The sequence below is a fragment of the Streptomyces sp. NPDC088097 genome (assembly GCF_044741845.1).
Taxonomy (GTDB): domain Bacteria; phylum Actinomycetota; class Actinomycetes; order Streptomycetales; family Streptomycetaceae; genus Streptomyces.
Map to the genome: position 1 here is coordinate 940242 of NZ_JBIUTJ010000001.1, position 22456 is coordinate 962697.

Annotated in this window: 25 protein-coding genes; 16 read left to right on the plus strand and 9 right to left on the minus strand. The window is 71.4% G+C overall.

Annotated features, from left to right (window positions below; genetic code table 11):
- The first annotated feature begins 127 nt into the window (after positions 1-127).
- The 6 genes from ACIOD1_RS04245 (at position 128) to ACIOD1_RS04270 (ending at position 7792) form a co-directional block, all read left to right on the plus strand.
- Complete coding sequence (locus ACIOD1_RS04245; RefSeq protein WP_401900471.1) at positions 128-787, plus strand: LuxR C-terminal-related transcriptional regulator; 660 nt, start codon at positions 128-130, stop codon at positions 785-787.
- Between the two features lie 215 nt (positions 788-1002).
- Entirely contained in the window at positions 1003-2949 is a 1947-nt protein-coding gene (locus ACIOD1_RS04250; RefSeq protein ID WP_365621568.1) for a 2-oxoacid:acceptor oxidoreductase subunit alpha, read from the plus strand.
- Positions 2942-4009, plus strand: coding sequence for a 2-oxoacid:ferredoxin oxidoreductase subunit beta (locus ACIOD1_RS04255; RefSeq protein ID WP_365621565.1), 1068 nt, complete (start codon positions 2942-2944; stop codon positions 4007-4009). The genes ACIOD1_RS04250 and ACIOD1_RS04255 overlap by 8 nt, the downstream gene beginning before the upstream one ends.
- Before the next feature lie 235 nt (positions 4010-4244).
- Complete coding sequence (locus tag ACIOD1_RS04260; protein ID WP_365621562.1) at positions 4245-5099, plus strand: SDR family oxidoreductase; 855 nt, start codon at positions 4245-4247, stop codon at positions 5097-5099.
- Between the two features lie 169 nt (positions 5100-5268).
- The gene (gene rarD, locus ACIOD1_RS04265; protein ID WP_365621559.1) at positions 5269-6270 is read left to right on the plus strand and encodes an EamA family transporter RarD; all 1002 of its coding nucleotides are present in this window, start codon (positions 5269-5271) and stop codon (positions 6268-6270) included.
- 205 nt (positions 6271-6475) lie between these two features.
- Entirely contained in the window at positions 6476-7792 is a 1317-nt protein-coding gene (locus ACIOD1_RS04270; RefSeq protein WP_365621556.1) for a M28 family metallopeptidase, read from the plus strand.
- Positions 7793-7900: 108 nt separating this feature from the next.
- On the opposite strand, the gene ACIOD1_RS04275 is transcribed toward ACIOD1_RS04270, so the two are convergent.
- The 4 genes from ACIOD1_RS04275 to ACIOD1_RS04290 all read right to left on the minus strand — a co-directional run bounded on the left by ACIOD1_RS04275 (position 7901) and on the right by ACIOD1_RS04290 (position 11058).
- A complete protein-coding gene (locus ACIOD1_RS04275) occupies positions 7901-8317 on the minus strand; it encodes a hypothetical protein (RefSeq protein WP_365621553.1) in 417 nt (138 codons plus the stop codon).
- Positions 8314-8517, minus strand: a complete 204-nt coding sequence (locus ACIOD1_RS04280; protein WP_251050317.1) for a hypothetical protein — start codon at positions 8515-8517, stop codon at positions 8314-8316. The genes ACIOD1_RS04275 and ACIOD1_RS04280 overlap by 4 nt, the downstream gene beginning before the upstream one ends.
- 96 nt (positions 8518-8613) lie before the next feature.
- Positions 8614-9822, minus strand: coding sequence for an outer membrane lipoprotein carrier protein LolA (locus tag ACIOD1_RS04285; RefSeq protein WP_401900026.1), 1209 nt, complete (start codon positions 9820-9822; stop codon positions 8614-8616).
- A gap of 225 nt (positions 9823-10047) precedes the next feature.
- Positions 10048-11058: a polyprenyl synthetase family protein gene (locus ACIOD1_RS04290; protein ID WP_365621547.1), complete on the minus strand. Its 1011-nt coding sequence runs from the start codon at positions 11056-11058 to the stop codon at positions 10048-10050.
- A 178-nt stretch (positions 11059-11236) separates the two neighbouring features.
- Between ACIOD1_RS04290 and ACIOD1_RS04295 the strand changes: the two genes are divergently transcribed.
- Together ACIOD1_RS04295 and ACIOD1_RS04300 are read left to right on the plus strand one after the other, a co-directional pair.
- Entirely contained in the window at positions 11237-12754 is a 1518-nt protein-coding gene (locus tag ACIOD1_RS04295; protein WP_401900028.1) for a peptide MFS transporter, read from the plus strand.
- A gap of 39 nt (positions 12755-12793) precedes the next feature.
- Positions 12794-14800, plus strand: a complete 2007-nt coding sequence (locus tag ACIOD1_RS04300; protein WP_401900031.1) for a CocE/NonD family hydrolase — start codon at positions 12794-12796, stop codon at positions 14798-14800.
- A gap of 45 nt (positions 14801-14845) precedes the next feature.
- Here the strand turns inward: ACIOD1_RS04300 and ACIOD1_RS04305 are convergent, their stop codons facing one another.
- Genes ACIOD1_RS04305 through ACIOD1_RS04315 form a run of 3 tightly spaced genes read right to left on the minus strand, consistent with a single transcriptional unit; the run spans position 14846 to position 16087 of the window.
- Positions 14846-15040: a DUF397 domain-containing protein gene (locus ACIOD1_RS04305; protein WP_401900032.1), complete on the minus strand. Its 195-nt coding sequence runs from the start codon at positions 15038-15040 to the stop codon at positions 14846-14848.
- 19 nt (positions 15041-15059) lie between these two features.
- The gene (locus ACIOD1_RS04310) at positions 15060-15254 is read right to left on the minus strand and encodes a DUF397 domain-containing protein (RefSeq protein WP_401900034.1); all 195 of its coding nucleotides are present in this window, start codon (positions 15252-15254) and stop codon (positions 15060-15062) included.
- Positions 15251-16087: a helix-turn-helix domain-containing protein gene (locus tag ACIOD1_RS04315; RefSeq protein WP_401900036.1), complete on the minus strand. Its 837-nt coding sequence runs from the start codon at positions 16085-16087 to the stop codon at positions 15251-15253. The genes ACIOD1_RS04310 and ACIOD1_RS04315 overlap by 4 nt, the downstream gene beginning before the upstream one ends.
- Positions 16088-16193: 106 nt before the next feature.
- Here ACIOD1_RS04315 and ACIOD1_RS04320 point away from each other — a divergent pair, with 106 nt between their 5' ends.
- The 4 genes from ACIOD1_RS04320 to ACIOD1_RS04335 all read left to right on the plus strand — a co-directional run bounded on the left by ACIOD1_RS04320 (position 16194) and on the right by ACIOD1_RS04335 (position 17327).
- Positions 16194-16433, plus strand: a complete 240-nt coding sequence (locus ACIOD1_RS04320) for a hypothetical protein (RefSeq protein WP_365621530.1) — start codon at positions 16194-16196, stop codon at positions 16431-16433.
- Entirely contained in the window at positions 16430-16636 is a 207-nt protein-coding gene (locus ACIOD1_RS04325; RefSeq protein ID WP_365621527.1) for a hypothetical protein, read from the plus strand. Before ACIOD1_RS04320 ends, ACIOD1_RS04325 begins: the two co-directional genes overlap by 4 nt.
- The gene (locus ACIOD1_RS04330; protein ID WP_365621524.1) at positions 16633-16995 is read left to right on the plus strand and encodes a hypothetical protein; all 363 of its coding nucleotides are present in this window, start codon (positions 16633-16635) and stop codon (positions 16993-16995) included. The genes ACIOD1_RS04325 and ACIOD1_RS04330 overlap by 4 nt, the downstream gene beginning before the upstream one ends.
- Positions 16996-17105: 110 nt before the next feature.
- Positions 17106-17327 (plus strand): hypothetical protein, encoded by a 222-nt coding sequence (locus ACIOD1_RS04335; protein ID WP_401900040.1) that lies wholly within the window; start codon positions 17106-17108, stop codon positions 17325-17327.
- Positions 17328-17356: 29 nt separating this feature from the next.
- On the opposite strand, the gene ACIOD1_RS04340 is transcribed toward ACIOD1_RS04335, so the two are convergent.
- Positions 17357-18163 (minus strand): HAD family hydrolase, encoded by an 807-nt coding sequence (locus tag ACIOD1_RS04340; RefSeq protein WP_365621518.1) that lies wholly within the window; start codon positions 18161-18163, stop codon positions 17357-17359.
- Positions 18164-18304: 141 nt separating this feature from the next.
- Here ACIOD1_RS04340 and fahA point away from each other — a divergent pair, with 141 nt between their 5' ends.
- The 4 genes from fahA to ACIOD1_RS04360 all read left to right on the plus strand — a co-directional run bounded on the left by fahA (position 18305) and on the right by ACIOD1_RS04360 (position 21714).
- Positions 18305-19531 carry a fumarylacetoacetase gene (fahA, locus tag ACIOD1_RS04345; protein WP_365621515.1) on the plus strand — a complete coding sequence of 409 codons (1227 nt, stop codon included), beginning with the start codon at positions 18305-18307 and terminating at the stop codon, positions 19529-19531.
- Between the two features lie 120 nt (positions 19532-19651).
- Entirely contained in the window at positions 19652-20236 is a 585-nt protein-coding gene (locus ACIOD1_RS04350; protein ID WP_401900043.1) for a hypothetical protein, read from the plus strand.
- Between the two features lie 108 nt (positions 20237-20344).
- Entirely contained in the window at positions 20345-20977 is a 633-nt protein-coding gene (locus ACIOD1_RS04355; protein WP_401900044.1) for a hypothetical protein, read from the plus strand.
- Positions 20978-21114: 137 nt separating this feature from the next.
- Entirely contained in the window at positions 21115-21714 is a 600-nt protein-coding gene (locus ACIOD1_RS04360) for a Uma2 family endonuclease (protein WP_365621508.1), read from the plus strand.
- A 13-nt stretch (positions 21715-21727) separates the two neighbouring features.
- Here ACIOD1_RS04360 and ACIOD1_RS04365 read toward each other — a convergent pair whose 3' ends face one another.
- Entirely contained in the window at positions 21728-22381 is a 654-nt protein-coding gene (locus tag ACIOD1_RS04365) for a GNAT family N-acetyltransferase (RefSeq protein ID WP_401900046.1), read from the minus strand.
- Between the last annotated feature and the right edge of the window lie 75 nt (positions 22382-22456).

Here is a 22456-nt window from a genome sequence, read left to right on the forward strand (position 1 = left end):
GTTGGCCCGTACCCGCCTTGACCGATCCTCCGGCCTGGGATGCTTGGCTGTGCCAGGAACCCCCGCCTTCGGGCGGTGGTCGGGAGTGACGAGTGGACGCGGGAGCTGCGAGAACGTGGACGACAGGGTGCGGGTGGTCATCGCCGAGGACTCAGTGCTGCTCCGTGAGGGCCTGACCCGGTTGCTGACCGACCGGGGGCATGACGTCGTCGCCGGTGTGGGGGACGCGGAGGCCCTGATCAAGACGGTGGCGGAGCTGGCCGAACAGGACGCGCTGCCGGACGTGGTGGTCGCCGACGTGCGGATGCCGCCGACGCACACCGACGAGGGCGTGCGGGCCGCCGTGCAGTTGCGGCGCGCGTACCCGGGCATCGGCGTGCTGGTGCTGTCTCAGTACGTGGAGGAGCAGTACGCCACCGAACTGCTGGCCGGTTCCAGCACCGGCGTGGGATACCTGCTCAAGGACCGGGTGGCGGACGTGAGGGAGTTCCTCGACGCCGTCGTACGGGTGGCCCGGGGCGGTACGGCCCTGGACCCGGAGGTCGTGGCGCAGTTGCTCGGCCGCAGTCGCAAGCAGGACGTCCTGGCGGGTCTGACCCCGCGCGAGCGCGAGGTACTGGGCCTGATGGCGGAAGGGCGGACCAATTCCGCCGTGGCCAAGCAGCTCGTGGTGAGCGACGGCGCGGTGGAGAAGCACGTCAGCAACATCTTCATGAAGCTCGGCCTGTCCCCCAGTGACGGGGATCACCGGCGCGTACTGGCGGTTCTCACGTACCTGAGGTCTTGATTGACTGACATGGTGTCAGGTAGGGCGCGGCCGTGGCCGCCGATGGGTTTGCAGTATTTCGCCATTCGTCATTTCGTCTCGTGCACGATGTCTGTCGGACATACCGCCCCGAAACGGGCGGTCCAGCATGCGGGCGGTCCCAGGGCCTGAAGTCCTCACGGACGTAGGGTTGACCTTGGGAACGAACGCCCGCGCCTCGAAGGAGGTCCAGTTCAGTGACCAGCCAGGTCAGTAGCCCGGCCGAGCAGGCCGACGGGGCCGGTGGGTCCATCGGCGAGCAGCGCACCACGCTCGCGCCCGGTGGGACCGGCAAGGAAATCCGCCGTGTGGACCGGGTGATCATCCGCTTCGCGGGTGACTCGGGTGACGGCATGCAGCTCACGGGTGACCGTTTCACCTCGGAAACGGCGTCCTTCGGCAACGACCTCTCGACGCTGCCGAACTTCCCCGCCGAGATCCGGGCACCCGCCGGGACCCTGCCGGGCGTGTCCTCGTTCCAGTTGCACTTCGCGGACCACGACATCCTCACGCCCGGCGACGCGCCGAACGTGCTGGTGGCGATGAATCCGGCGGCGCTCAAGGCGAACATCGCGGACGTCCCGCGCGGCGCGGAGATCATCGTCAACACGGACGAGTTCACCAAGCGTCCGATGGCGAAGGTCGGCTACGAGACCTCCCCGCTGGAGGACGGCTCCCTGGACGCGTACAACATCCACCGGGTGCCGCTCACCACCCTGACGGTGGAGGCGCTGAAGGACTTCGGGCTGTCCCGCAAGGAGGCCGAGCGCAGCAAGAACATGTTCGCGCTCGGGCTGCTGTCCTGGATGTACCACCGGCCGACGGAGGGTACGGAGACCTTCCTGCGGCAGAAGTTCGCGAAGAAGCCCGTTATCGCCGAGGCCAACATCGTCGCCTTCCGTGCCGGCTGGAACTTCGGCGAGACCACCGAGGACTTCGCGGTCTCCTACGAGGTGGCGCCCGCGACCCAGGCCTTCCCGGCGGGCACCTACCGCAACATCTCGGGGAACCTGGCCCTGTCGTACGGGCTGATCGCGGCGGCCCGGCAGGCCGATCTGCCGCTCTACCTGGGCTCGTACCCGATCACCCCGGCCTCCGACATCCTGCACGAGCTGAGCCGGCACAAGAACTTCGGCGTGCGGACCTTCCAGGCCGAGGACGAGATCGCCGGCATCGGCGCGGCCCTGGGCGCGGCCTTCGGCGGGGCCCTGGGCGTGACGACCACCTCGGGTCCCGGTGTGGCCCTGAAGTCCGAGACCATCGGTCTGGCGGTCTCCCTGGAGCTGCCGCTGCTGATCGTGGACATCCAGCGCGGCGGTCCGTCCACCGGCCTGCCGACCAAGACCGAGCAGGCGGACCTCCTCCAGGCCATGTACGGCCGCAACGGCGAGGCCCCGGTCCCGATCGTGGCCCCGCGCACCCCGGCGGACTGCTTCGACGCCGCGCTGGACGCGGCCCGGATCGCGCTGACCTACCGGACCCCGGTGTTCCTGCTGTCCGACGGCTACCTCGCCAACGGCTCCGAGCCCTGGCGGATCCCGGACGTGACGGACCTGCCCGACCTCACGGTGCAGTTCGCGGCGGCCCCCAACCACACCCTGGCCGACGGGACCGAGGTGTTCTGGCCCTACAAGCGGGACCCGGAGACCCTGGCCCGCCCGTGGGCCGTACCGGGCACCCCCGGCCTCGAACACCGCATCGGCGGCATCGAGAAGCAGGACGGCACCGGCAACATCAGCTACGACCCGGCCAACCACGACTTCATGGTCCGCACCCGCCAGGCCAAGATCGACAACATCCTGGTCCCGGACCTCGACGTGGACGACCCCCACCAGGCCCGCACCCTCGTGCTGGGCTGGGGCTCGACCTACGGGCCCATCACCGCGGCCGTCCGCCGGCTGCGCCTGGCCGGCCACGCCATCGCGCAGGCCCACCTGCGCCACCTCAACCCCTTCCCGAGGAATCTCGAAGAGGTCCTGAAGCGTTACGACAAGGTAGTGGTGCCCGAGATGAACCTCGGACAGCTGGCCGGTCTGATCCGGGCGAAGTACCTGGTCGACGCCCAGTCGTACAACCAGGTGAACGGAATGCCCTTCAAGGCTGAGCAGCTCGCGACGGTTCTCAAGGAGGCCATCAATGACTGAGGTGACCGACGCTCCCCATCTGCTGTCCCTGGTCCCCAAGGCCGAGGCGAAGCAGTCCATGAAGGACTTCAAGTCGGACCAGGAGGTCCGCTGGTGCCCGGGGTGCGGCGACTACGCCGTCCTCGCCGCCGTCCAGGGCTTCATGCCCGAACTGGGGCTGGCGAAGGAGAACATCGTCTTCGTTTCCGGCATCGGCTGCTCCTCCCGCTTCCCGTACTACATGAACACCTACGGGATGCACTCGATCCACGGCCGCGCCCCGGCCATCGCGACGGGCCTGGCGTCCTCGCGGCGGGACCTGTCGGTGTGGGTGGTCACCGGTGACGGCGACGCGCTCTCCATCGGCGGCAACCACCTCATCCACGCGCTGCGCCGCAACGTGAACCTGAAGATCCTGCTGTTCAACAACCGGATCTACGGGCTCACCAAGGGCCAGTACTCGCCCACCTCCGAGGTCGGCAAGATCACCAAGTCGACGCCGATGGGCTCCCTCGACGCGCCGTTCAACCCGGTGTCCCTGGCGCTGGGCGCCGAGGCCTCCTTCGTGGCGCGCACCGTCGACTCCGACCGCAAGCACCTCACCGAGGTCCTGCGCCAGGCCGCCGCCCACCCGGGTACGGCGCTCGTCGAGATCTACCAGAACTGCAACATCTTCAACGACGGCGCCTTCGAGGTCCTCAAGGACAACGAGCAGGCCCAGGAGGCCGTGATCCGCCTGGAGCACGGGCAGCCGATCCGCTTCGGCGCCGACAACGCCAAGGGAGTCGTCCGCGACCCGCGCACCGGGGACCTGGAGGTCGTCGCGGTCACCCCGGAGAACGAGGCCCGGATCCTCGTGCACGACGCCCACACCACCAGCCCCACCAACGCCTTCGCGCTGTCCCGGCTGGCCGACCCCGACACCCTGCACCACACCCCCATCGGGGTGTTCCGCAGCGTCGAGCGGCCCGTATACGACACCCTGATGGCCGACCAGCTCGACAAGGCGATCGACCAGCGCGGCAAGGGCGACCTCGCCACGCTCCTCGCGGGCGCCGACACCTGGACCGTCTCCGACTAGGACGCCCGTCGGGCCGCGCCCGCCGAGCCGCGTGCGCCGACCGCACTCCGTCGAAGCCCGGACCCCCGAGGGGGCCGGGCTTCGCGGGTTCGCGGGTTCGCGGGTTCGCGGGTTCGCGGGTTCGCGGGTTCGCGGGCTCCGTTTCCGACACGCGGACACTTACCCCCAGGTAGCACTTTCAAAAAGTTAGCGCTTCCCTTAAGGTGGTGTCATTCCCGCGAAACAGGAGCGCATCATGAGCATCGTCGTCACCGCAGCCACCGGAGCCCTCGGCCGTCTCGTCGTCGAGGAGCTGCTGGCCACCACCCCGGCCGCCGGGATCGCCGTCGTGGTCCGCAACGAGGAGAAGGCGGCCGACCTGGCCGCCCGCGGCGTCGAGGTACGGGTCGCCGACTACGACGACCCCGCGAGCCTGGCCGGGGCCTTCCGCGCCGGCGACCGCGTCCTGCTGATCTCGGGCAACGAGATCGGGCGCCGCCTGCCCCAGCACACCGCCGTGATCGAGGCCGCGAAGGCCGCCGGCGTGGCCCAGCTCGCCTACACCGGCATCCTCGGCGGCCCCGAGGCCGACTTCGAGCTGGCGGCCGAGCACACGACCACCGAGCAGGTCATCCTCGACTCCGGCCTCCCCTACACCTTCCTGCGCAACGGCTGGTACCACGAGAACTACACCCGGCAGCTGCCCGTGGTCCTGGAGCACGGCGCGGTCGTCGGCAGCGCCGGCGAGGGCCGGATCGCCTCGGCGGCCCGCGCCGACTACGCGGCGGCCGCCGCCGCGGTGCTGACCGGCGAGGGCCACCTCGGGCAGGTCTACGAGCTGTCCGGGGACACCGCCTGGAGCCTGGCCGAGTACGCGGCCGAGGTCGCCCGGCAGTCCGGGCGCGAGGTCGCGTACGCGGCCGTACCGGCGGAGGAGCACCACAAGGTGCTGACCGGCGCCGGGATGCCCGACGGGTTCGCGACGATCTTCGTGGACGTGGACGCGGCCATCGGGCGGGGCCGGCTGGCGGGCACCAGCGGGGACCTGGCCCGCCTGATCGGGCGGCCCACGACCCCGGTGTCCGAGGCCATCACCGCCGCCCTGGCCTGACCCGGCACCGCCCCGGCGGCTTCCGGCCCGGCGACCTCCCGCCCGCCCGCACCCTCGCGCGGCACGCGGAGTGTCACTAGCATCTCCCCTCGACGGGCATGACATCCGCCCCGTGCGGCGCTACCGTCGTGAGGTTGTGAGATTGGCCGGAAGTCGCACTGGAGGCCCCGTGAAGGCAGACAACGAGCAGCGCACGGGTCTGCTCTACGGATTCGGCGCGTACGGGATGTGGGGGCTCGTGCCCCTCTTCTGGCCGCTGCTCAAGCCCTCCGGAGCCATCGAGATCCTCGCCCACCGCATGGTGTGGTCCCTGGCCGCGGTCGGGATCGCCCTCCTCGTGCTGCGCCGGTGGAGCTGGATCGCCGAGCTGGCGCGCCAACCGCGCAAGCTCGCGCTGACCACGCTGGCCGCCGTCGTGATCAGCGTGAACTGGGGCCTCTACATCTGGTCGGTCAACAACGGCCAGGTCGTCGAGGCCAGCCTCGGCTACTTCATCAACCCGCTGGTCACCATCGCCCTCGGCGTGCTGCTCCTCAAGGAACGGCTGCGCCGCGCGCAGTGGGCGGCCGTCGGCATCGGCTTCGCCGCCGTGATCGTGCTGGCCGTCGGCTACGGACGGCCGCCGTGGATCTCGCTGACGCTGGCCTGCTCCTTCGCCACGTACGGACTGATCAAGAAGAAGCTCAACATGGGCGGCCTGGAGTCGCTGACCGCCGAGACGGCGGTGCTGTTCCTGCCCGCGCTCGGCTACCTGCTGTGGCTCGGGGCGCAGGGGCGGTCGAGCTTCTCCTCCGAGGGGGTCGGGCACTCCCTGCTCCTCGCCTCGACCGGTCTGGTGACCGCGATCCCGCTGGTGTGCTTCGGCGCGGCGGCGATCCGGGTGCCGCTGTCCACGCTGGGGCTGCTCCAGTACATGGCGCCGGTCTTCCAGTTCGGCCTCGGGGTCCTCTACTTCCACGAGGCGATGCCGCCCGAGCGCTGGGCCGGCTTCTCGCTGGTCTGGGTCGCGCTGATCCTGCTGACCTGGGACGCCCTGCGGACCGCCCGTCGCAACCGGGCCCGTCTCGCGGCGGCCGGCGCGGGCGCCGTCCCGATCTGCGAGGTCCCGCCCGAGGCGATCGCCGAGGCGGCCCCCGTCACGGCGGCGGCGCCGACCCGCGAGTCCGCGTAACAGCTCCCTCTCGGACCCCTCGATCCCCGGTACGGAACCTTCGTACCGGGGATCGTCCGTTGAGCGAACGCCCCTGACCGGATTGTGGTCTTGACGGACAGTCATGCTCTCGCTGAACATCAGGCTCGCACTGACGCACGCACGCTCACCTGCTCTATCCCCGCACGTTCCGTCTCATCCCCATTCGGAATCACGGAGCCCCCACATGAGCCTGTCCGTCCCCCGGCGCCTCGTCGCCGTGACCGCGTTCGCGGTCGCGGGCCTGATCGCCGCCTCCTCCCCCGCCGCTCTGGCCACGCCCGCCGCGCTCGCCGCGGCGCCGACGCCGCCCGACATCCCGCTCGCCAACGTCAAGGCGCACCTGTCGCAGCTCTCGACCATCGCGGCGAACAACGCCGGCAACCGGGCCCACGGGCGCACCGGTTACAAGGCATCGATCGACTACGTGAAGGGCAAGCTGGACGCCGCCGGCTTCACCACCACGCTCCAGACCTTCACCTCCAGCGGCGCCACGGGCTACAACCTGATCGCGGACTGGCCGGGCGGAGACCCCAACTCGGTCCTGATGTCCGGCTCGCACCTGGACTCGGTGACGGCCGGCGCGGGCATCAACGACAACGGCTCGGGCTCGGCGGCGGTCCTGGAGACGGCGCTCGCCGTGTCCCGCGCGGGCCTCCAGCCCACGAAGCACCTGCGCTTCGGCTGGTGGGGCGCGGAGGAGTTGGGCCTGGTCGGCTCGAAGTACTACGTGAACAACCTGCCGGCCGCCGAGAAGTCGAAGATCTCCGGCTACCTGAACTTCGACATGATCGGCTCGCCGAACCCGGGCTACTTCGTCTACGACGACGACCCGACCATCGAGCAGACCTTCAAGAACTACTACGCCGGCCTCGGCATCGCGACCGAGATCGAGACCGAGGGCGACGGCCGCTCCGACCACGCGCCCTTCAAGAGCGCGGGGATACCCGTCGGCGGTCTGTTCTCCGGCGCCGACTACACCAAGACGGCGGCCCAGGCGCAGAAGTGGGGCGGCACCTCCGGTCAGGCCTTCGACCGCTGCTACCACGCCTCGTGCGACTCGCTGGCGAACATCAACGACACCGCCCTGGACCGGAACTCCGACGCCATCGCGTACGCGGTCTGGACCCTCGGCGCGGCCACCCCGGTCCCGCCGGGCCAGTCCTTCGAGAACACCGCGGACATCACCGTCCCGGACTCCCCCGCCGCCGCGGTGACCTCGCCGATCACGGTCTCGGGCGTCACGGGCAACGCGCCGGCCACCACCAAGGTCGACGTGAACATCGTCCACACCTACCGCGGTGACCTGGTGATCAACCTGATCGCCCCGGACGGCACCTCGTACCCGCTGAAGGCCTCCAGCTCCGACTCGGCCGACAACGTGATCGCGACCTACACGGTGAACGCGTCGAGCGAGGTGGCCAACGGGGTGTGGAAGCTCCAGGTCAAGGACGTGGCGGCGCAGGACGTCGGCTACATCAACAGCTGGAAGATCACCTTCTAGCCGGAGCCGATCCGCAGCCGAGCGCGCAGCCGAACCGCAGCCGCAGCCGACCCGGACCCGGCACGTGACCGGTCCGCCCGTCGGGGTCCTGATCCCCGGCGGGCGGTCCTACGCCTCTTCGGAGTGCGCCCGCAGCGAGGCCGGCAGCGGGTCCTCCATCCGGGCGCGCAGCTCCCGCGCGACCGCGTCGACATCCACCCGGCCCAGCTTCGCGGCCTCCACCAGATCGCCCAACTCCTCGGGCGAGGGCAGTTGGCGCGCGCCGGCCACCCGCAGGTACGAGCGGGTCGCCGCGGCGGCGTAGAACTCGTTCATCGGGGATTCCAGCGCCGGGCACACCGCGAGGGTGTGCAGGAACGCGGCGGCCCGCCACGCGGTGTCCGGGGCGGGCTGTTCGGGCACGAGCACCAGGTCGTTCTGGTGCCGGGCGACGGCGGCGGCCACCCCGGAGGGATCCCACACGGCGGGATCCGACGGCAGATGGTGGGCGAGGGCCGTCCAGGCCCACTCCATGGTGATCTTCAATTGCCGAACCGCTCCTGGAAGTAGCCCCAGTGGTCGGCGAACTCGTCTATGCCGGACAGGAAACTCTTCCGGTCCTCGTCGAGTTCGCGTTCCGTGACCTCGGTGATCAGCGCGGTGACCGTCGTCCCCAGCGCCGCCGCGCGCGCCTTGAGGCGTTCGTGGAACTCTTCGTCCAGGCGGATGGTGACGTGTCTCGACATGGCGCTCACGGTACAGCGACCGCGCTGTACGCAGGAGTGGAAAGACCGAAGGGTGGCCCGGGACACAGTCCCGGGCCACCCTTCGTCGTGCGGCGGCTACTTCGCGGAGTCGGCCGTCTTCACGAGCTGGTCCTTGGTGACCGCGCCGACGTAGACCTTGCCGTCGTCCGTGATCAGCGCGTTGACCAGGCGGGTCGACACGACCCGGCCCTCGCCGAACTTCCCGGAGACCTTGTCACCGAGCGAGTTCAGGAACTGCTGGGCCTCCTTGGGGGTGTTCTTGTCGTTCTGCATGTCCTTGAGGCCCTTGCCCGCGCCCGTGTCGATGCGGGCGACCGTCGCCCAACCCTCGCCGAGGACCTTGACGTCGCCCTTGCCGTTCGCCCCACCGGTCAGCGCGCCCAGGCCCGGGAAGGAGTCCAGCGCCTTGAAGCCGTCGCCCTTGCCCTCGGCCCCGTGCTCGCGGGCGGCGTCGGAACCCTCGGTCACCTTGGCGCCCTTGGGCGGGGTGAAGGAGAAGGTGTCGGCGGCCGGCTTGGCGAAGTCGACCTTGGTGAAGCCCGCGTCCACGATGGGCTTGCCACCCTTGGCGGCGAGCAACTGCACGCGCAGCGGCACGCCGTTCTTGGCGTCGATCGCGATCTGGACCGAACCGACCGTGGAGCCGGACTGCTTCGGCTTCAGGACGAGCTGGTAGGCGTCCCGCCCGGCGACCTGGGCGGTGTCGCCCACGCTGATGTCGGTGGTGGGACCGGCTTCCTTCAGGATCTCCTGCGCGAGCTGCTGCGGGGAGGACGCGAGCCGGTCGGCGGCCTTCTTGTCGCCGCCCCGCTCGGAGCCCTGCGGCTCCTTCTCGTGGAAGGCCTCGTTGGACTTGGAGTCGTATCCCCACACGTCCGCGCCGTTGTGGACGAGGCTGTACTCGTCCTTGCCGTCGAGGAAGGTGAGCTTCTGCCGGTCCGGGCCGTCGGCCGCGACGCGGAAGGTGTGCGTGCCGTTGGCCAGCTGCGCGACCTTGTCCTGCGGGTCGGCCGAGCCACCGGTGACCCCACCGCCGCCGAGCAGGCCGGACGCCATCGTCGGCAGGCCCAGATCGGTGCTGAGCTTGGCCGTCCCGGAGAGCTGCTGGACGTCGGAGGCCGCGACCTTCTCGATCAGCTGCTGCGCCGTGACCTTGGGCAGGTCCGGGCCGCCGGCGTTGGCGAAGGCCGGAACCATCGCCACGGTCGCCGCGGCGACGCCCGCCACGGCGACCGGTACGGCGTACCGGGCGGCCTTGCGAGAGGTCTTCGTGTTCGCTGCCATGTCAGTGCCCTGCCCTCTGTGTATTCGGCGGCGACCCCCGTGTCGCCGCACTCACCCGATCTGGTGGGGTTGATGACTCCATCTGACCAAATCGACGGCTGCGGGGCGTCAGCCCCCGGACTCAACCTCGCGTACGACCGTGGGATGACACGACGCGGGCCCCCCGCCCCCGACCCGTAGGGGTCGCGGGGACCGGAGGGCCCGTGGGGGCGTCGGCGGGAGCCGTCAGCCGGCGCGGTGGACCACCGCGTCGCACAGCTCTTCCAGGGCCGACTTCGCGAAGCACTCCGGCAGCGGGGCGAGCACGGCGCGCGCGTCCTGCGCGTACCGGATCGTGTCGCGGCGGGCCTGCTCCAGCGCGGGGTGCACCCGCAGCCGGGCGAGGGCCTCGGCGTGGCGGACGTCGTCGCTGAGGTCGCCGTCGAGGAGGCGTACGAGCTCCAGGTCCTCCTCGCGCCCCTCGCGCTCGGCCATCTCCCGCAGGAGCAGCACGGGCAGCGTCGGGATGCCCTCGCGCAGGTCGGTGCCGGGGGTCTTGCCGGACTCGTGCGAGTCGGAAGCGATGTCGAGGACGTCGTCGGCGAGCTGGAAGGCGGTGCCGAGGCGCTCGCCGTACTGGGTCAGGATGTCGACGACCGACTCGTCGGCGCCGGACATCAGCGCGCCGAAGCGGCCGGAGACCGCGATCAGCGAGCCGGTCTTGCCTGCGATGACGTCGAGGTAGTGGGCGACCGGGTCGCGGCCGTCGCGCGGGCCCGCCGTCTCCAGGATCTGACCGGTCACCAGGCGCTCGAAGGCCTCCGCCTGGATGCGGACGGCCTCCGGTCCGAGGTCGGCCAGGATGTGGGAGGCGCGGGCGAACAGGAAATCACCCGTCAGGACGGCCACGGAGTTGCCCCAGCGGGTGTTGGCGCTGTCCACCCCGCGGCGCACGTCCGCCTCGTCCATGACGTCGTCGTGGTAGAGGGTGGCCAGGTGCGTGAGCTCCACGACCACCGCGGACGGCACGATTCCCGGCGCGTACGGATCGCCGAAGCGGGACGCGAGCATCACCAGCAGCGGGCGGAACCGCTTGCCCCCGGCGCGCACCAGGTGTTGCGCGGCCTCGGTGATGAAGGGGACTTCGCTCTTGGTGGCCTCCAGCAGACCAGCCTCGACGGCAGCCAGCCCGGCCTGGACATCGCTCTCAAGAGCCTGGTCCCGCACGCTCAGTCCGAACGGCCCGACGACGGTCACGAGGGGTACTCCTGTCTGCTGACGATCACATGGATGTTCGATGTGTCGCTGCCATCTCTCCAGCCAGCGTATCCGGTCTGTTTTCGATCACCCAGAGCGCATGCCCGGCTGCCACGCGCGCATCGCCCGATGCGCACCGGTATGTTCTGAAGAAGCCGAAACAACCGGAGAATATGTTTTGTCCAGAACCACGCCCGATACGGCCGAACCGGACGATCCGGAGGCGGACCAGCCGCCCCCCGGTGACGACCACGCGTTCTTCGGCCACCCCAGGGGTCTGGCCACGCTGTCCGGGCTGGAGGTCTGGGAGCGGTTCTCCTTCCTGGGCATGCAGGCCATCCTCGTCCTCTACTTCGCGGACACGGTCGCGAACGGCGGCCTGGGGATGGACCCGGCCACCGCCGCCTCGGTCTCGGCGGCCTACGGGACCATGGTCTACCTCGTCTCGGTGGCCGGCGGATGGCTCGCCGACCGGATCCTCGGTTCGTACCGGGCCGTGCTCTTCGGCGGCATCCTGATCGCCTGCGGCCACTACGCCATGGCCGTGCCCACCGCCGTCATGACCTGGGTGGGCCTGGGTCTGATCAGCGCGGGCACCGGACTGCTCAAGCCCAACGTGGCCAGCATGGTCGGCAAGCTCTACCGGACCGACGACCAGCGGCGCGACGCCGGCTTCGCCCTCTACTACATGGGCATCAACATCGGCGCCTTCGCCGGACCCCTGATCACCGGTTGGCTCGGCGAGCACGAGGGCTGGCACTGGGGCTTCTCCGCCGCCGCCATCGGCATGACCGCCGGGCTGATCCAGTACGTGCTGGGCCGCCGCCACCTGGCCGGCCGCAAGCACTCCGCCGAGTTCGCCCTCGCGCCCGCCGCCATGCGCACCGCCGTATGGCGCATCGTCGGGGGCCTCGTCGTCTTCGCGCTCCTCGCCACCCTCCTCGCGAGCGTCGGCTGGTTGACGATGGCCCGGTTCGTCGACGTGCTCACCCTCGTCTCGGTGATCGCCCCGATCGTCTACTTCGCCGTGATGTTCCGCAGCCCGCGCGTGACGCCCGAGGAGCGCGGCCGGCTGCGGCCCTACGTGGTGCTCTTCCTGGCCTCGGTCGCCTTCAACTTCATCCTCTTCCAGGCCTACTCGACGATGATGCTGCTGGCCTCGACGAACGCCCGCACCGAGATCCTCGGCTTCCACTTCCCGGCGAGCTGGTACGCCTCGGCGCTCGGCGCCTTCGAGGTGCTGCTGGCCCCGGTCGTCGCCGGGCTGTGGTCCCGCATGGGCCCCCGCCAGCCGCACGCCTCCAACAAGATCGCCTTCGGCGTGATCCTGGGAGGCCTGTCCTTCCTGCTGATGGTCATCCCGACCTCCGGCCACACCGGCGACACCTACCGGATGGCCGCCTGGTGGATCGTCGGGTCGTACCTGCTGCTGGGCCTCGGCGACGTCCTCCTGGAAACCTCCGGGATGTCCGCCACCACCAAGCTCGCACCCAAGGCGTACGCCAGTCAGACGATGGCCCTGTGGTTCCTCTCGCTGGCCCTCGCCAACGGCATCCAGGCCCAGGTGGTCAAGGTCTACGGCCACGTCTCCAATCCCGTGTACTTCGGCGTCAACGGCGCCGTCGCCGTCGCGGTGGGCCTGATCGTGATCGCCATGGCGCCCTGGCTGCGCCGCACGATGCACCCCGTCCACTGACCGCCGCCACGCCCCGAGGGGACCGGTGAACCGCCTCCGATGATCATCCGTACCGACTTCCCGTACGCGACCGCCCACGAGGACGTCCGCATCCCGATGGCCGACGGCGTGGAGCTCTACGCCCGGATCTGGCGCCCGGTGACGGACGAGCCCGTTCCGGCCCTGCTGGAGTACCTCCCGTACCGCCTGACCGACTGGACCGCCCCCCGCGACGCGCAGCGCCACCCCTGGTACGCGGGGCACGGCTACGCCTCCGTACGGGTCGACGTGCGCGGCCACGGCATCAGCGGGGGCCGGCCCGGCGACGAGTACGACGCCCGGGAGCTGGCCGACGGGGTCGCGGTGGTCGAGTGGCTCGCGGCGCAGCCGTGGTGCACGGGCGCGGTGGGCATGTTCGGGATCTCCTGGGGCGGCTTCAACAGCCTCCAGATCGCCGCGCTGGCCCCCTCGGCGCTCAAGGCGGTCGTCACCGTCTGCTCCACCGACGACCGCTACGACAACGACGTGCACTACATGGGCGGCTCGGTCCTCGCCGTCGACATGCACGCCTGGGCCGCGACCATGCTGGCCTTCGCCTCCCGGCCGCCGGACCCGCTGTACGCGGGCGAGGGCTGGAAGGAGCGGTGGCTGGACCGCCTGGAGCACATGGAGCCGCTGGTCCACACCTGGCTCGCGCACCAGACCCGGGACGACTACTGGAGGCACGGCAGCGTCTGCGAGGACTACGGGACGATCCGCGCGGCCGTCCTCGCGGTGGGCGGCTGGCACGACCCCTACCGGGACACCGTGCTGCGACTGGTCTCCGCGCTGCCCGCGAACCGGGTGCGGGGCCTGATCGGGCCCTGGTCGCACCGGTACCCGGACCGCGGGCTGCCGCCGGGCCCGGCGATCGGCTTCCTCCAGGAGACCCTGCGCTGGTGGGACCACTGGCTCAAGGGCGAGGACGACGGGGTCATGGACGAGCCGCTGCTGCGGTCCTGGATCAGCGAGTCGCACCGGCCGGCGACCGTGTACGAGCGCCTGGAGGGCCGCTGGGTCGGCGACCGCGCCTGGCCCTCCCCCTCGGTGGTCCCGGTCTCCTACGGCCTCCAGGGCGCCCCGGTGGACGTGGCCTCGCCGCAGCACACCGGGCTGGACGCGGGCCGCTTCTTCCCCTTCGGCAACGACGCCGACCTGCCGCCGGACCAGCGGGAGGAGGACGCGAAGTCGGCGTGCTTCGAGTTCCCGGTGGAGCCGGGCGAGCCGGTGGAGATCCTGGGCCGCCCCTCGATGACGCTGCGGCTGCGGATGGACGTGCCGTACGGGCAGGTCGTGGCGCGGCTGTGCGACGTCGGCCCGGACGGGTCCTCGACCCTGGTCACCCGGGGCGCGCTGAACCTGTCGGCGCGCCAGGGCCGGGACCGGGCCGTGCCGTGGCCGGTGGGCGCGTACGAGGACGTCACCTTCGAGCTGAACGGCATCGGCCACTCCTTCCCGCCCGGGCACCGCATCCGGCTCGCGCTGTCCTCGGCGTACTGGCCGTGGATCTGGCCGCGAGCGGGCTCCGAGGCCGGCTGGACCCTGGACCCGGCGGGCAGCACGCTGGAACTCCCCGTCCGGTCGGGTTCCGGCGACGCCCGGGAGGACATCGTCTTCGAGGCTCCGGAGCAGGCGGAGCCGCTGGGGGTGGTCTTCCCCGAGACCCTGGACGAGCCGCGCCCGGAACGCCTGGTCGTACGGGACGTCGCCGCCGGGACCTGGCGCCTGGAGGTCGACCCCCGCTACGGGGGCACGCGGGTGTACCCGGACGGGCTGGAGTTCTCCGAGGACGCGGTGGAGGTCTACGAGATCCGGGACGGCGACGCCCTGTCCGCGAAGACGCGCAGCGAGTGGCGGATCCGGTTGCACCGGCCGGAGCTGGAGTGGGACGCGCGGGTGGACACCCGGTCGGAGATCTCGTGTGACGAGGGAGGGTTCCTGACGTCGAACGAGGTGATCTGCCGCGAGGGCGACGAGGTGGTCTTCCACCGCACCTGGCACCGCCGCCTCCCCCGCACGGCGGGCTGACCCCCGGGACCCCGGGCACCCGCCCGGGGTCCGCCGGAGCGGCGGTCAGACGCCCTTGACTCCGTCCAGGAACGCGGTGAACGCGGCGGCGGTGAAGCCGAGTTCAGGACTGTCGGCCCGCTTGGAGTCCCGGACGGGGACCACACCGCGCGAGGCGACGAGATTGGTGGCGACCTCGACGCACGCGCCACCGTTATCGCTGTACGAGGACGTGAACCAGCGAGGGGATTCGGTCGTCATGGGGAGCCCCTTCTCGAAGTCAGACGGCTTTGATGCCGTCCACGAAGACGGCGAACGCGGCGGTGGTGAAACCGAGTTCAGGACTGTCGGCCCGCTTGGAGTCCCGGACGGGGACCACACCGCGCGAGGCGACGAGATGGGTGGCGACCTCGACGCACTGGCCGCCGTTATCGCTGTACGAGGACGTGAACCAGCGGGGGGATTCGGTCGTCACGAGGTGCCCTTTCGTAGCTGATCGATCATGGCCACGGACTCTGCCTGGGTGCATGCCTCGGCCTGGAGTTGATGGTAGGCCGTCAGCATGGGCACCACGGAGTTGTTGTCCCGCTCCAGATGGCCCCGTTGGGCCGATTCCGCGTAGGACATGATCGAGCGGTCAGCCAGCGTCAGTACGGTGACGGGCAGGTTGAACGGTCGGCGCTCTCCCATCTCGAACGGGGCGACCTGGACGACGGTGTTCGGCAGTTCGGCGAATTCCAGCAGCCGCGCGAACTGGTCCCTCATGACGGCAGGGCCGCCGAGGGGTCGACGGATGCAGCTCTCGTCGAGGACCGCGAGGATCAGCGGCGGAGGGGTGCGCAGCAGCACGGCCTGTCGGTCCGCGACGATCGCGATGCGCTCGGCCGCCTGGTCGGCGGTGATGGCGCCTCGTTTGACCGCACTCTCGGCGAGCACGGTCGCGTACTCGGGCGTCTGCAACAGCCCGGGTATGACACCCACCTCGTACAGCCGGATCTCCACGGCGCGGCTCTCGTACCCGAGGAACTCCGGGAAGCCCTCCAGCAGTACGCCGTGGCGGATCTCGCGCCACTCGCGCTCGAACGACCTCTCCCCGTGGCCGGTGCCGAAGGCCTCGTCGGCACTGCGCGAAAAACGCAAGGTCGGCACCTTGCGTCCGGTTTCGACTGCCGAGACGTGGGTGCTGGAATAGCCCAGCCGTTCGCCGAGGACCTCCTGCGTCCAGCCGTGCTCCTCGCGCAAGCTGCGCAGACGCGCTCCGAACGCCGCCTGGGGGCCGCGCTCCGGATTCAACTCCTTGCGGTTCAAGGGTTCCTGACCAATCTTTCGTTCTGATTCGACAGGTTGAAGCCTCTCCAGTTCGCGGCCACTCTGAACCCGATGGGTAGTCGAGTCGCCACGGAGAGGCACGGGCATGCGTGAAGTGAACCACCCGGAGGCACCACCCCCCGGCACGCTCGTGGTGGATACCGGCCGCGGGGACCGGCTCGGTGAGTTCCGGGGGACCGCCGGGCCCTACTGGGCGCTGCGGCCCGTGCGGGGTGGGCCCGAGTGGGAGGCGGTGCCGGGGGACGTGCGGCCCGCCGACCCGATGGAGCGGCTCCGGGCCGAGATCGCGCGGCGCAACGCCCGCAGTACGGAGGGGCTGCTGTGACGGCCGACCCGCGCCCCGAGCTGGACCGAATCGAGTCGGACCCCGCCTACCGGGCGGTGTTCCTCGCGCTGCTGGACGCGGGCCTCGCGGACCGCGCGGCGGCCGGGCGGAACCCGGCGGCGGAGGCGGCGGCCGTGACGCTGGGGGCGGTCGCGTGGGTCGGCTGCGTGACGTACCTCCTCGCCCGGGGGTGGGGCGCGTGAGCTGTCCTCCTCCGCCCCCACCGTGCGGCGCCCCCGGCACCCTCTCCCCCGCCCACCTGAACGCGCTCGCGGAGGCCGGGGAGTTCCGGGCGCTCGCGGTGGCCCTCCGGGACGGGCCGGAGCTGCGGTGCGCCCTCTCCCGGCACCCCGACGGGCACCACGCGGACCTGGTCCACGACGCCGGCACGGGGACGGCCCTGTGGGCCCACTGGTCCGACGGGGACGCGCCGGGCACGGTCCTCGACCGCCCGGACTGCCCGGCGACGGACAACGGCCCGGGACGGAGCGGAGACGGCTGCTGCCGGTACCTGCGCCACCCCGGCGCCCACAGCTGGGAACCCGGGCACCCCGCGCCCTGAGCCCCGCCCGGCCCGAGGCGATCCGCGCGGCCCTCGCCCGGATCGCCCCGCACCTCCTCGCGGACTTCGACCGTGACCGTGCGGCCGGCACCGCCCGTGCACGTGCCGAGGTGTCCGCCGCTCCTCTTCGTACCTTCACCGAGGCGTGGGCCGTCGAGGTGGCCATCGCCCGGCACCCCGAGACCGCCGCCGGGTTCCGCGCGCCGGAGGCCCGCGCCGGAGAGGTCACCGACCTCGGCGAGGCCCGGAACATCCCGGCCGAGATGAGCCACATCCGCCGTACCGCCGCCGCCGAGGCGGGCATCCGTACGGCCGGCGGGGTCGCCCGGTGACCCCGCCGGGTGGAGACGCCGCGCGTGCGTCAGCCGTAGAGGCGCTCCAGGACGGCGGCGATGCCGTCCGCCTCGTTCGAGAGGGTGACCTCGTCCGCGACCGCCATGAGTTCGCGGTGGGAGTTGGCCATGGCCACGCCCCACCCGGCCCACGCGAACATCGGGACGTCGTTCGGCATGTCGCCGAAGGCGATCGTCGCGGATCCCGGTACGCCGAGTTCCTCGGCCGCCCGGCCCAGTCCGACGGCCTTGTCGATGCCCGGCGGTTGGAGCTCCACCGTGTGCTCGCCCGCCATGGTGACGTTGACCAGGTCCCCGACCACCGACCGGGCCACTTGCGTCAGTTCGTCGTCGTCCAGGCGCGGGTGCTGGAGCAACACCTTGTTGATCGGCGCCGACCACAGGTCGTCCCGACCGGGTACGCGGACCGTCGGGAGGTGCGGGTGCCACATCCGGTAGCCGGGCCCCATCAGCATCTCCGCGTCCAGGCCGTCCTGGTTGACGGCGGCGTACACCTCTCCGATCTCGGCCTCGATCTTGCCGAGGGCCACCTCGGCCAGCCCCCGGTCCATGGAGACGGAGTGCAGCAGGAGGCCGCGCGCCGCGTCGTACACCTGCGCGCCCTGCGCGCACACCGCGAGCCCCGTGTACCCAAGGCCTTCGAGGACGTGACGGACCTGCGGGACGGGGCGGCCGGTGACGACGACGTGTCGGGCGCCGGCCGCGCGCGCCGTGGCGAGCGCCGTGCGCGAGCGGGCGGAGACGGTGTCCCCGGCGCACAGCAGAGTCCCGTCCAGGTCGGTGGCGATCAAGGCGTAGGGGAGGGCGGAAGTCACCGGGCCAAGGATACGGACCCCCTCGGACAAGTCCTACAAATAGAGCAGGAATCCGGCCTCCCACAGACCCCACCCGGCACGTAACGTGTCAACCAGCTCCCGGGACACCCCCGGACCGCGTCGAAAGCGAGGCAGCATCCCATGCCCCAGCAGAGCCCCCTCGACCTCCCCGAGGGCGACCCGTTCGGGCCGCACAACCTCCCCTACGGGGTGTTCACCACCCCCGAGGAGCCCGCGCGGCGCCGCGTCGGCGTGCGCATCGGCGGGTACGTGCTCGACGCGGGGGCGGTGGCCATCGCACTGGGGTCCCCGTACGCCGGGGTGCTCGTCCAGGGCTCGCTGAACCCGCTGCTCGCCGCCGGCCGCCGCACCTGGCACGACGTGCGCCGCGCGCTGACCGCCTGGGTCACCGACCCCGGCCACCGCCAGACGGTGGAACCGCACCTGCTGCCGCTGGACGCGGTCACCCTGCACCTGCCGTACGAGGTCGCCGACTACGTCGACTTCTACGCGAGCGAGCACCACGCCACCAACGTGGGGAAGATCTTCCGGCCGGACGGGGACGCGCTGACCCCCAACTGGAAGCACCTCCCGATCGGTTACCACGGCCGCTCGGGCACGATCGTGGTCTCCGGGACGGACGTCGTGCGCCCCCACGGGCAGCGCAAGGCCCCCACCGACCCGGCGCCCGTCTTCGGGCCGTCGGTGAAGCTGGACATCGAGGCCGAGGTCGGCTTCGTCGTGGGCGTGCCCTCCGCGATGGGCGAGCCGGTCGAGCTGGGCCGGTTCGAGGACCACGTCTTCGGGCTGTTCCTCCTCAACGACTGGTCCGCGCGCGACGTGCAGGCCTGGGAGTACGTCCCGCTGGGCCCCTTCCTCGGCAAGTCCTTCGCCACCTCCGTCTCCGCCTGGGTCACCCCCCTGGAGGCCCTGGACGCGGCCCGCGTCACCCCGCCCGCCCGCGACTTCCCCCTCCTGCCGTACCTCGACGACGCGGAAGCGGACCGCCCCGGCGGCTTCGACCTGCGCATCACCGTCTCCATCAACGGGCAGGAGGTGGCGCGCCCGCCGTTCGCCTCCATGTACTGGACCGCCGCCCAGCAGCTGGCCCACATGACCGTCAACGGCGCCTCCCTGCGCACCGGCGACGTCTACGGCTCCGGCACGGTCAGCGGCCCCGAGGCGGACCAGCGCGGCTCGCTGCTGGAGCTGACCTGGAACGGCCGCGACGCCATCGAGCTGGCCGACGGCAAGCGGACCTTCCTGGAGGACGGCGACACCGTCACCCTCACCGCCTGGGCCCCGGGCGCCGACGGCACCCGCATCGGCCTCGGCGAGGTCACCGGCACCATCGCCGCGGCGCGCTAGGGCGCATCGGCCGAACGCCCCTGACGGGGCGGTGGGTCCTCCCGCCGCCCCGCCACTCGGGCGTACCCCGCCCGGGTCGCCCCGGTGGCGGGCCCGGGGCGGCGAAGTGACGCTGCTCGCATGCTCCCTCGTACCGGCAGGCTCGTCCCCCTGGCCCTCGCGGCCGCCGCGACGCTGGCGGCCGCGCCGTCCGCCCCCGCCGCACCCTCGCCCCGACTCACGCCCGCGACCCAACTCGCCCAGACCTACCAGGCGACCGCCAGGTTCCAACGGCACGCCTCGGCCGTCGCCGCCGGGTACGTCCCCGACCAGTACTGCGTGGTGAACCCGTCGGGCGGCGCCGGCTCGCTGGGCTACCCGCACTTCAACCACGCCTACGACGGCTCCGTCGACCCGAAGAAGCCCACCGCCCTGCTCTACGAGGGCGACGGCAAGGGCAGCTGGCGCTTGGCGGGCATGGAGTGGATGGTCGTGGACCGCGACGGCCGGGAGGACACCGACGACGACCGGCCCTCCCTGTTCGGCGAGCCCTTCCGCGGCCCGCTGCCGCCCCGCTACCCGGGGCAGAAGGTCCACTACGCGCTCCACCTGTGGCTGTGGAAGGGCAACCCGGCCGGACGGTTCGAGCCCTTCAACACCTCGGTCGCCTGCCGCCCCGGCACCACCAGGCCGCCCCGCCCGGTCGCTCCCGCCGCCACTCCTTAGGCGGTACCGGCCCCCCGTTCGGAGTCCCGCCGCGTGCGCGGCCCCCGCCCCCTCGCGAAGGTGAACGGGAGCCGCACACCGTGACCCCGAACACCAGGAGCAGCCCCCATGCCCGAACGCCGCAGCCTGAAGGCCCTGTTCGCCTGCTCCGTCGCCGGGGCGTCGATCGTGCTCGCCGCCCTCCCCCCGGCCCACGCCGTGGACGGCCCGGCGCCCAACCCGCAGAACAAGCAGGCGATGCGCGACATGGCCACGGCGATCCGGGTGACCGCCAAGTACGTCGACGAGCAGGCGGCCCTCAAGGACGGCTACGTCCCGCACGGCGAGGCGTGCATGAGCAACCCCTTCGGGGTGGGCTCCATGGGCTACCACTACGTCAAGCAGGCCAACTGGGGCTCGAAGGACCCGGCCAAGCCGACCGCGCTCCTCTACAGCTACGAGAAGGACCGCAAGGGCCGCCGCAAGCTCCAGACCGTGGAGTGGATGTCCACCGACCGGGACCAGGACCTGAAGACCACCGACGACCGCCCGAGCATGTTCGGACTGCCCTTCGACGGGCCGATGCCGGGCCACTGGGCGGGCATGCCGAAGCACTACGACCTGCACATGTGGGCGTACGAGAAGAACCCGGCCGGCCGCTTCCACAACTGGAACCCTGCCCTCCCCTGTCCGAACAAGCCGCCGAAGGTCCCGGGCGCCGCCGCCTCCTCCTCCGCGTCGATGCACGAGCACGGCCACTAGGCACCAGGCACTGGGCACTGGGGGCACTGCCACGCTCGTCCGATCGGTCACGTGCTCCCCGCATATGACTCACCCATAAGAGCGGCGTTCCGCGGATCCCCGGCGATACGCTGAGCGGACTCGCAAGAATCCGGCTCATGGGAGCACTGATGAACCCGGAACACAGCTGGCCGGTCCCCCCCGAGGGCGGCTGGACCGCGGACGACCTGGACACGCTTCCGAATCTGCCTCCGCACACGGAGCTGATCGACGGGAGCCTGATCTTCGTGAGTCCGCAGACCCTCTTTCACACGCGGGCGGTCGACTTCTTCAAGTCAGGGCTGGAACCGCTGCTACCGCAGGGTTTGGAAGTCCTGCGCGAGTTCACGATCGACATCGACCGACGCAACCGCCCCGAGCCCGATGTCGTCGTGTTCCGCGAGGATGTCCTCACCGACCTACAGCAGACTCGGTTTGCCGCCGAGGCGGTCCTGCTCGCCATCGAGGTGGTCTCTCCCGAGTCCGTCACCCGCGACCGCGAAACCAAGCCGATCAAGTACGCCCGCGCCAAGATCCCGCACTACTGGCGGGTCGAGAACCGGGACGGCCGGGCGGTGGTCTACGTCTTCGAGCGCGAACCGGCCACCGGCTCGTACACGAGCACCGGCATCTTCCACGACCGGCTGAAGGTCTCCGTGCCCTTCACCGTCGACCTGGACCTCACCGAGATCATGCCGAAGCGGTCGCGTCCCGCCTAAGGGCCGCTGCCGCTCACGCGGCGGTGTCCGCCGGGGCGTACCAGAGGCTCGTCATCGGGGAGCGGGTGGTCCAGCCCAGCGCGGAGTAGAGCGCCCGACCCTCGGGGGTGCCGACCAGGAGCCCGGTCCTCGCGCCGGCCTCGTGCGCGTCGCTCTGCAGGGCGCGCATCACCAGGGCGCCCAGGCCCTTGCGCCGGTGCTCGGGGGCGGTCTCGACCTGGTCGACCACCGCGTGGGCGCCCGCCCGGGCGATCTGACCACGGGCGGCGAAGTGCCCGGCGCCCGTCCGGACCAGCACCCGGCTGACCCCGCCCCGGGCCCAACGGGTGAGCGTGTAGCCGGCCGGCGCCTCGACCCGCTCCGGCGCCAGGTGGCAGGTCATCAGGAACCCTGGGACGTCGCACCGCCAGCCCGGCCCGACCCAGGGCAGGACCGCCCGCTCCTCGGCGAACAGCTTCAGCCAGGTCCCGGGCGCGCTCGTCGCGGCGACGATCTCGCGCACAGCGGGCTCGGAGGGCTCCGGCATTACGTGCCGGGCGACGTGGTGGGGCCGGCCGACGTCGATCGTCCACCCCCAGGGCTCGTCGATCGGGTCCGAGCTGCCGCGCGAGACGACCCAGCCGTCGATCCACATCCGCACGAGCTCACTGGTCCCGGTGTCCGGCATCGCCGCCCGCCCCCTTGGTTGGTAATGGGCCCTTATGGTGAATGAACCTTACGGAACGGGGGTGGGGCCCGACCA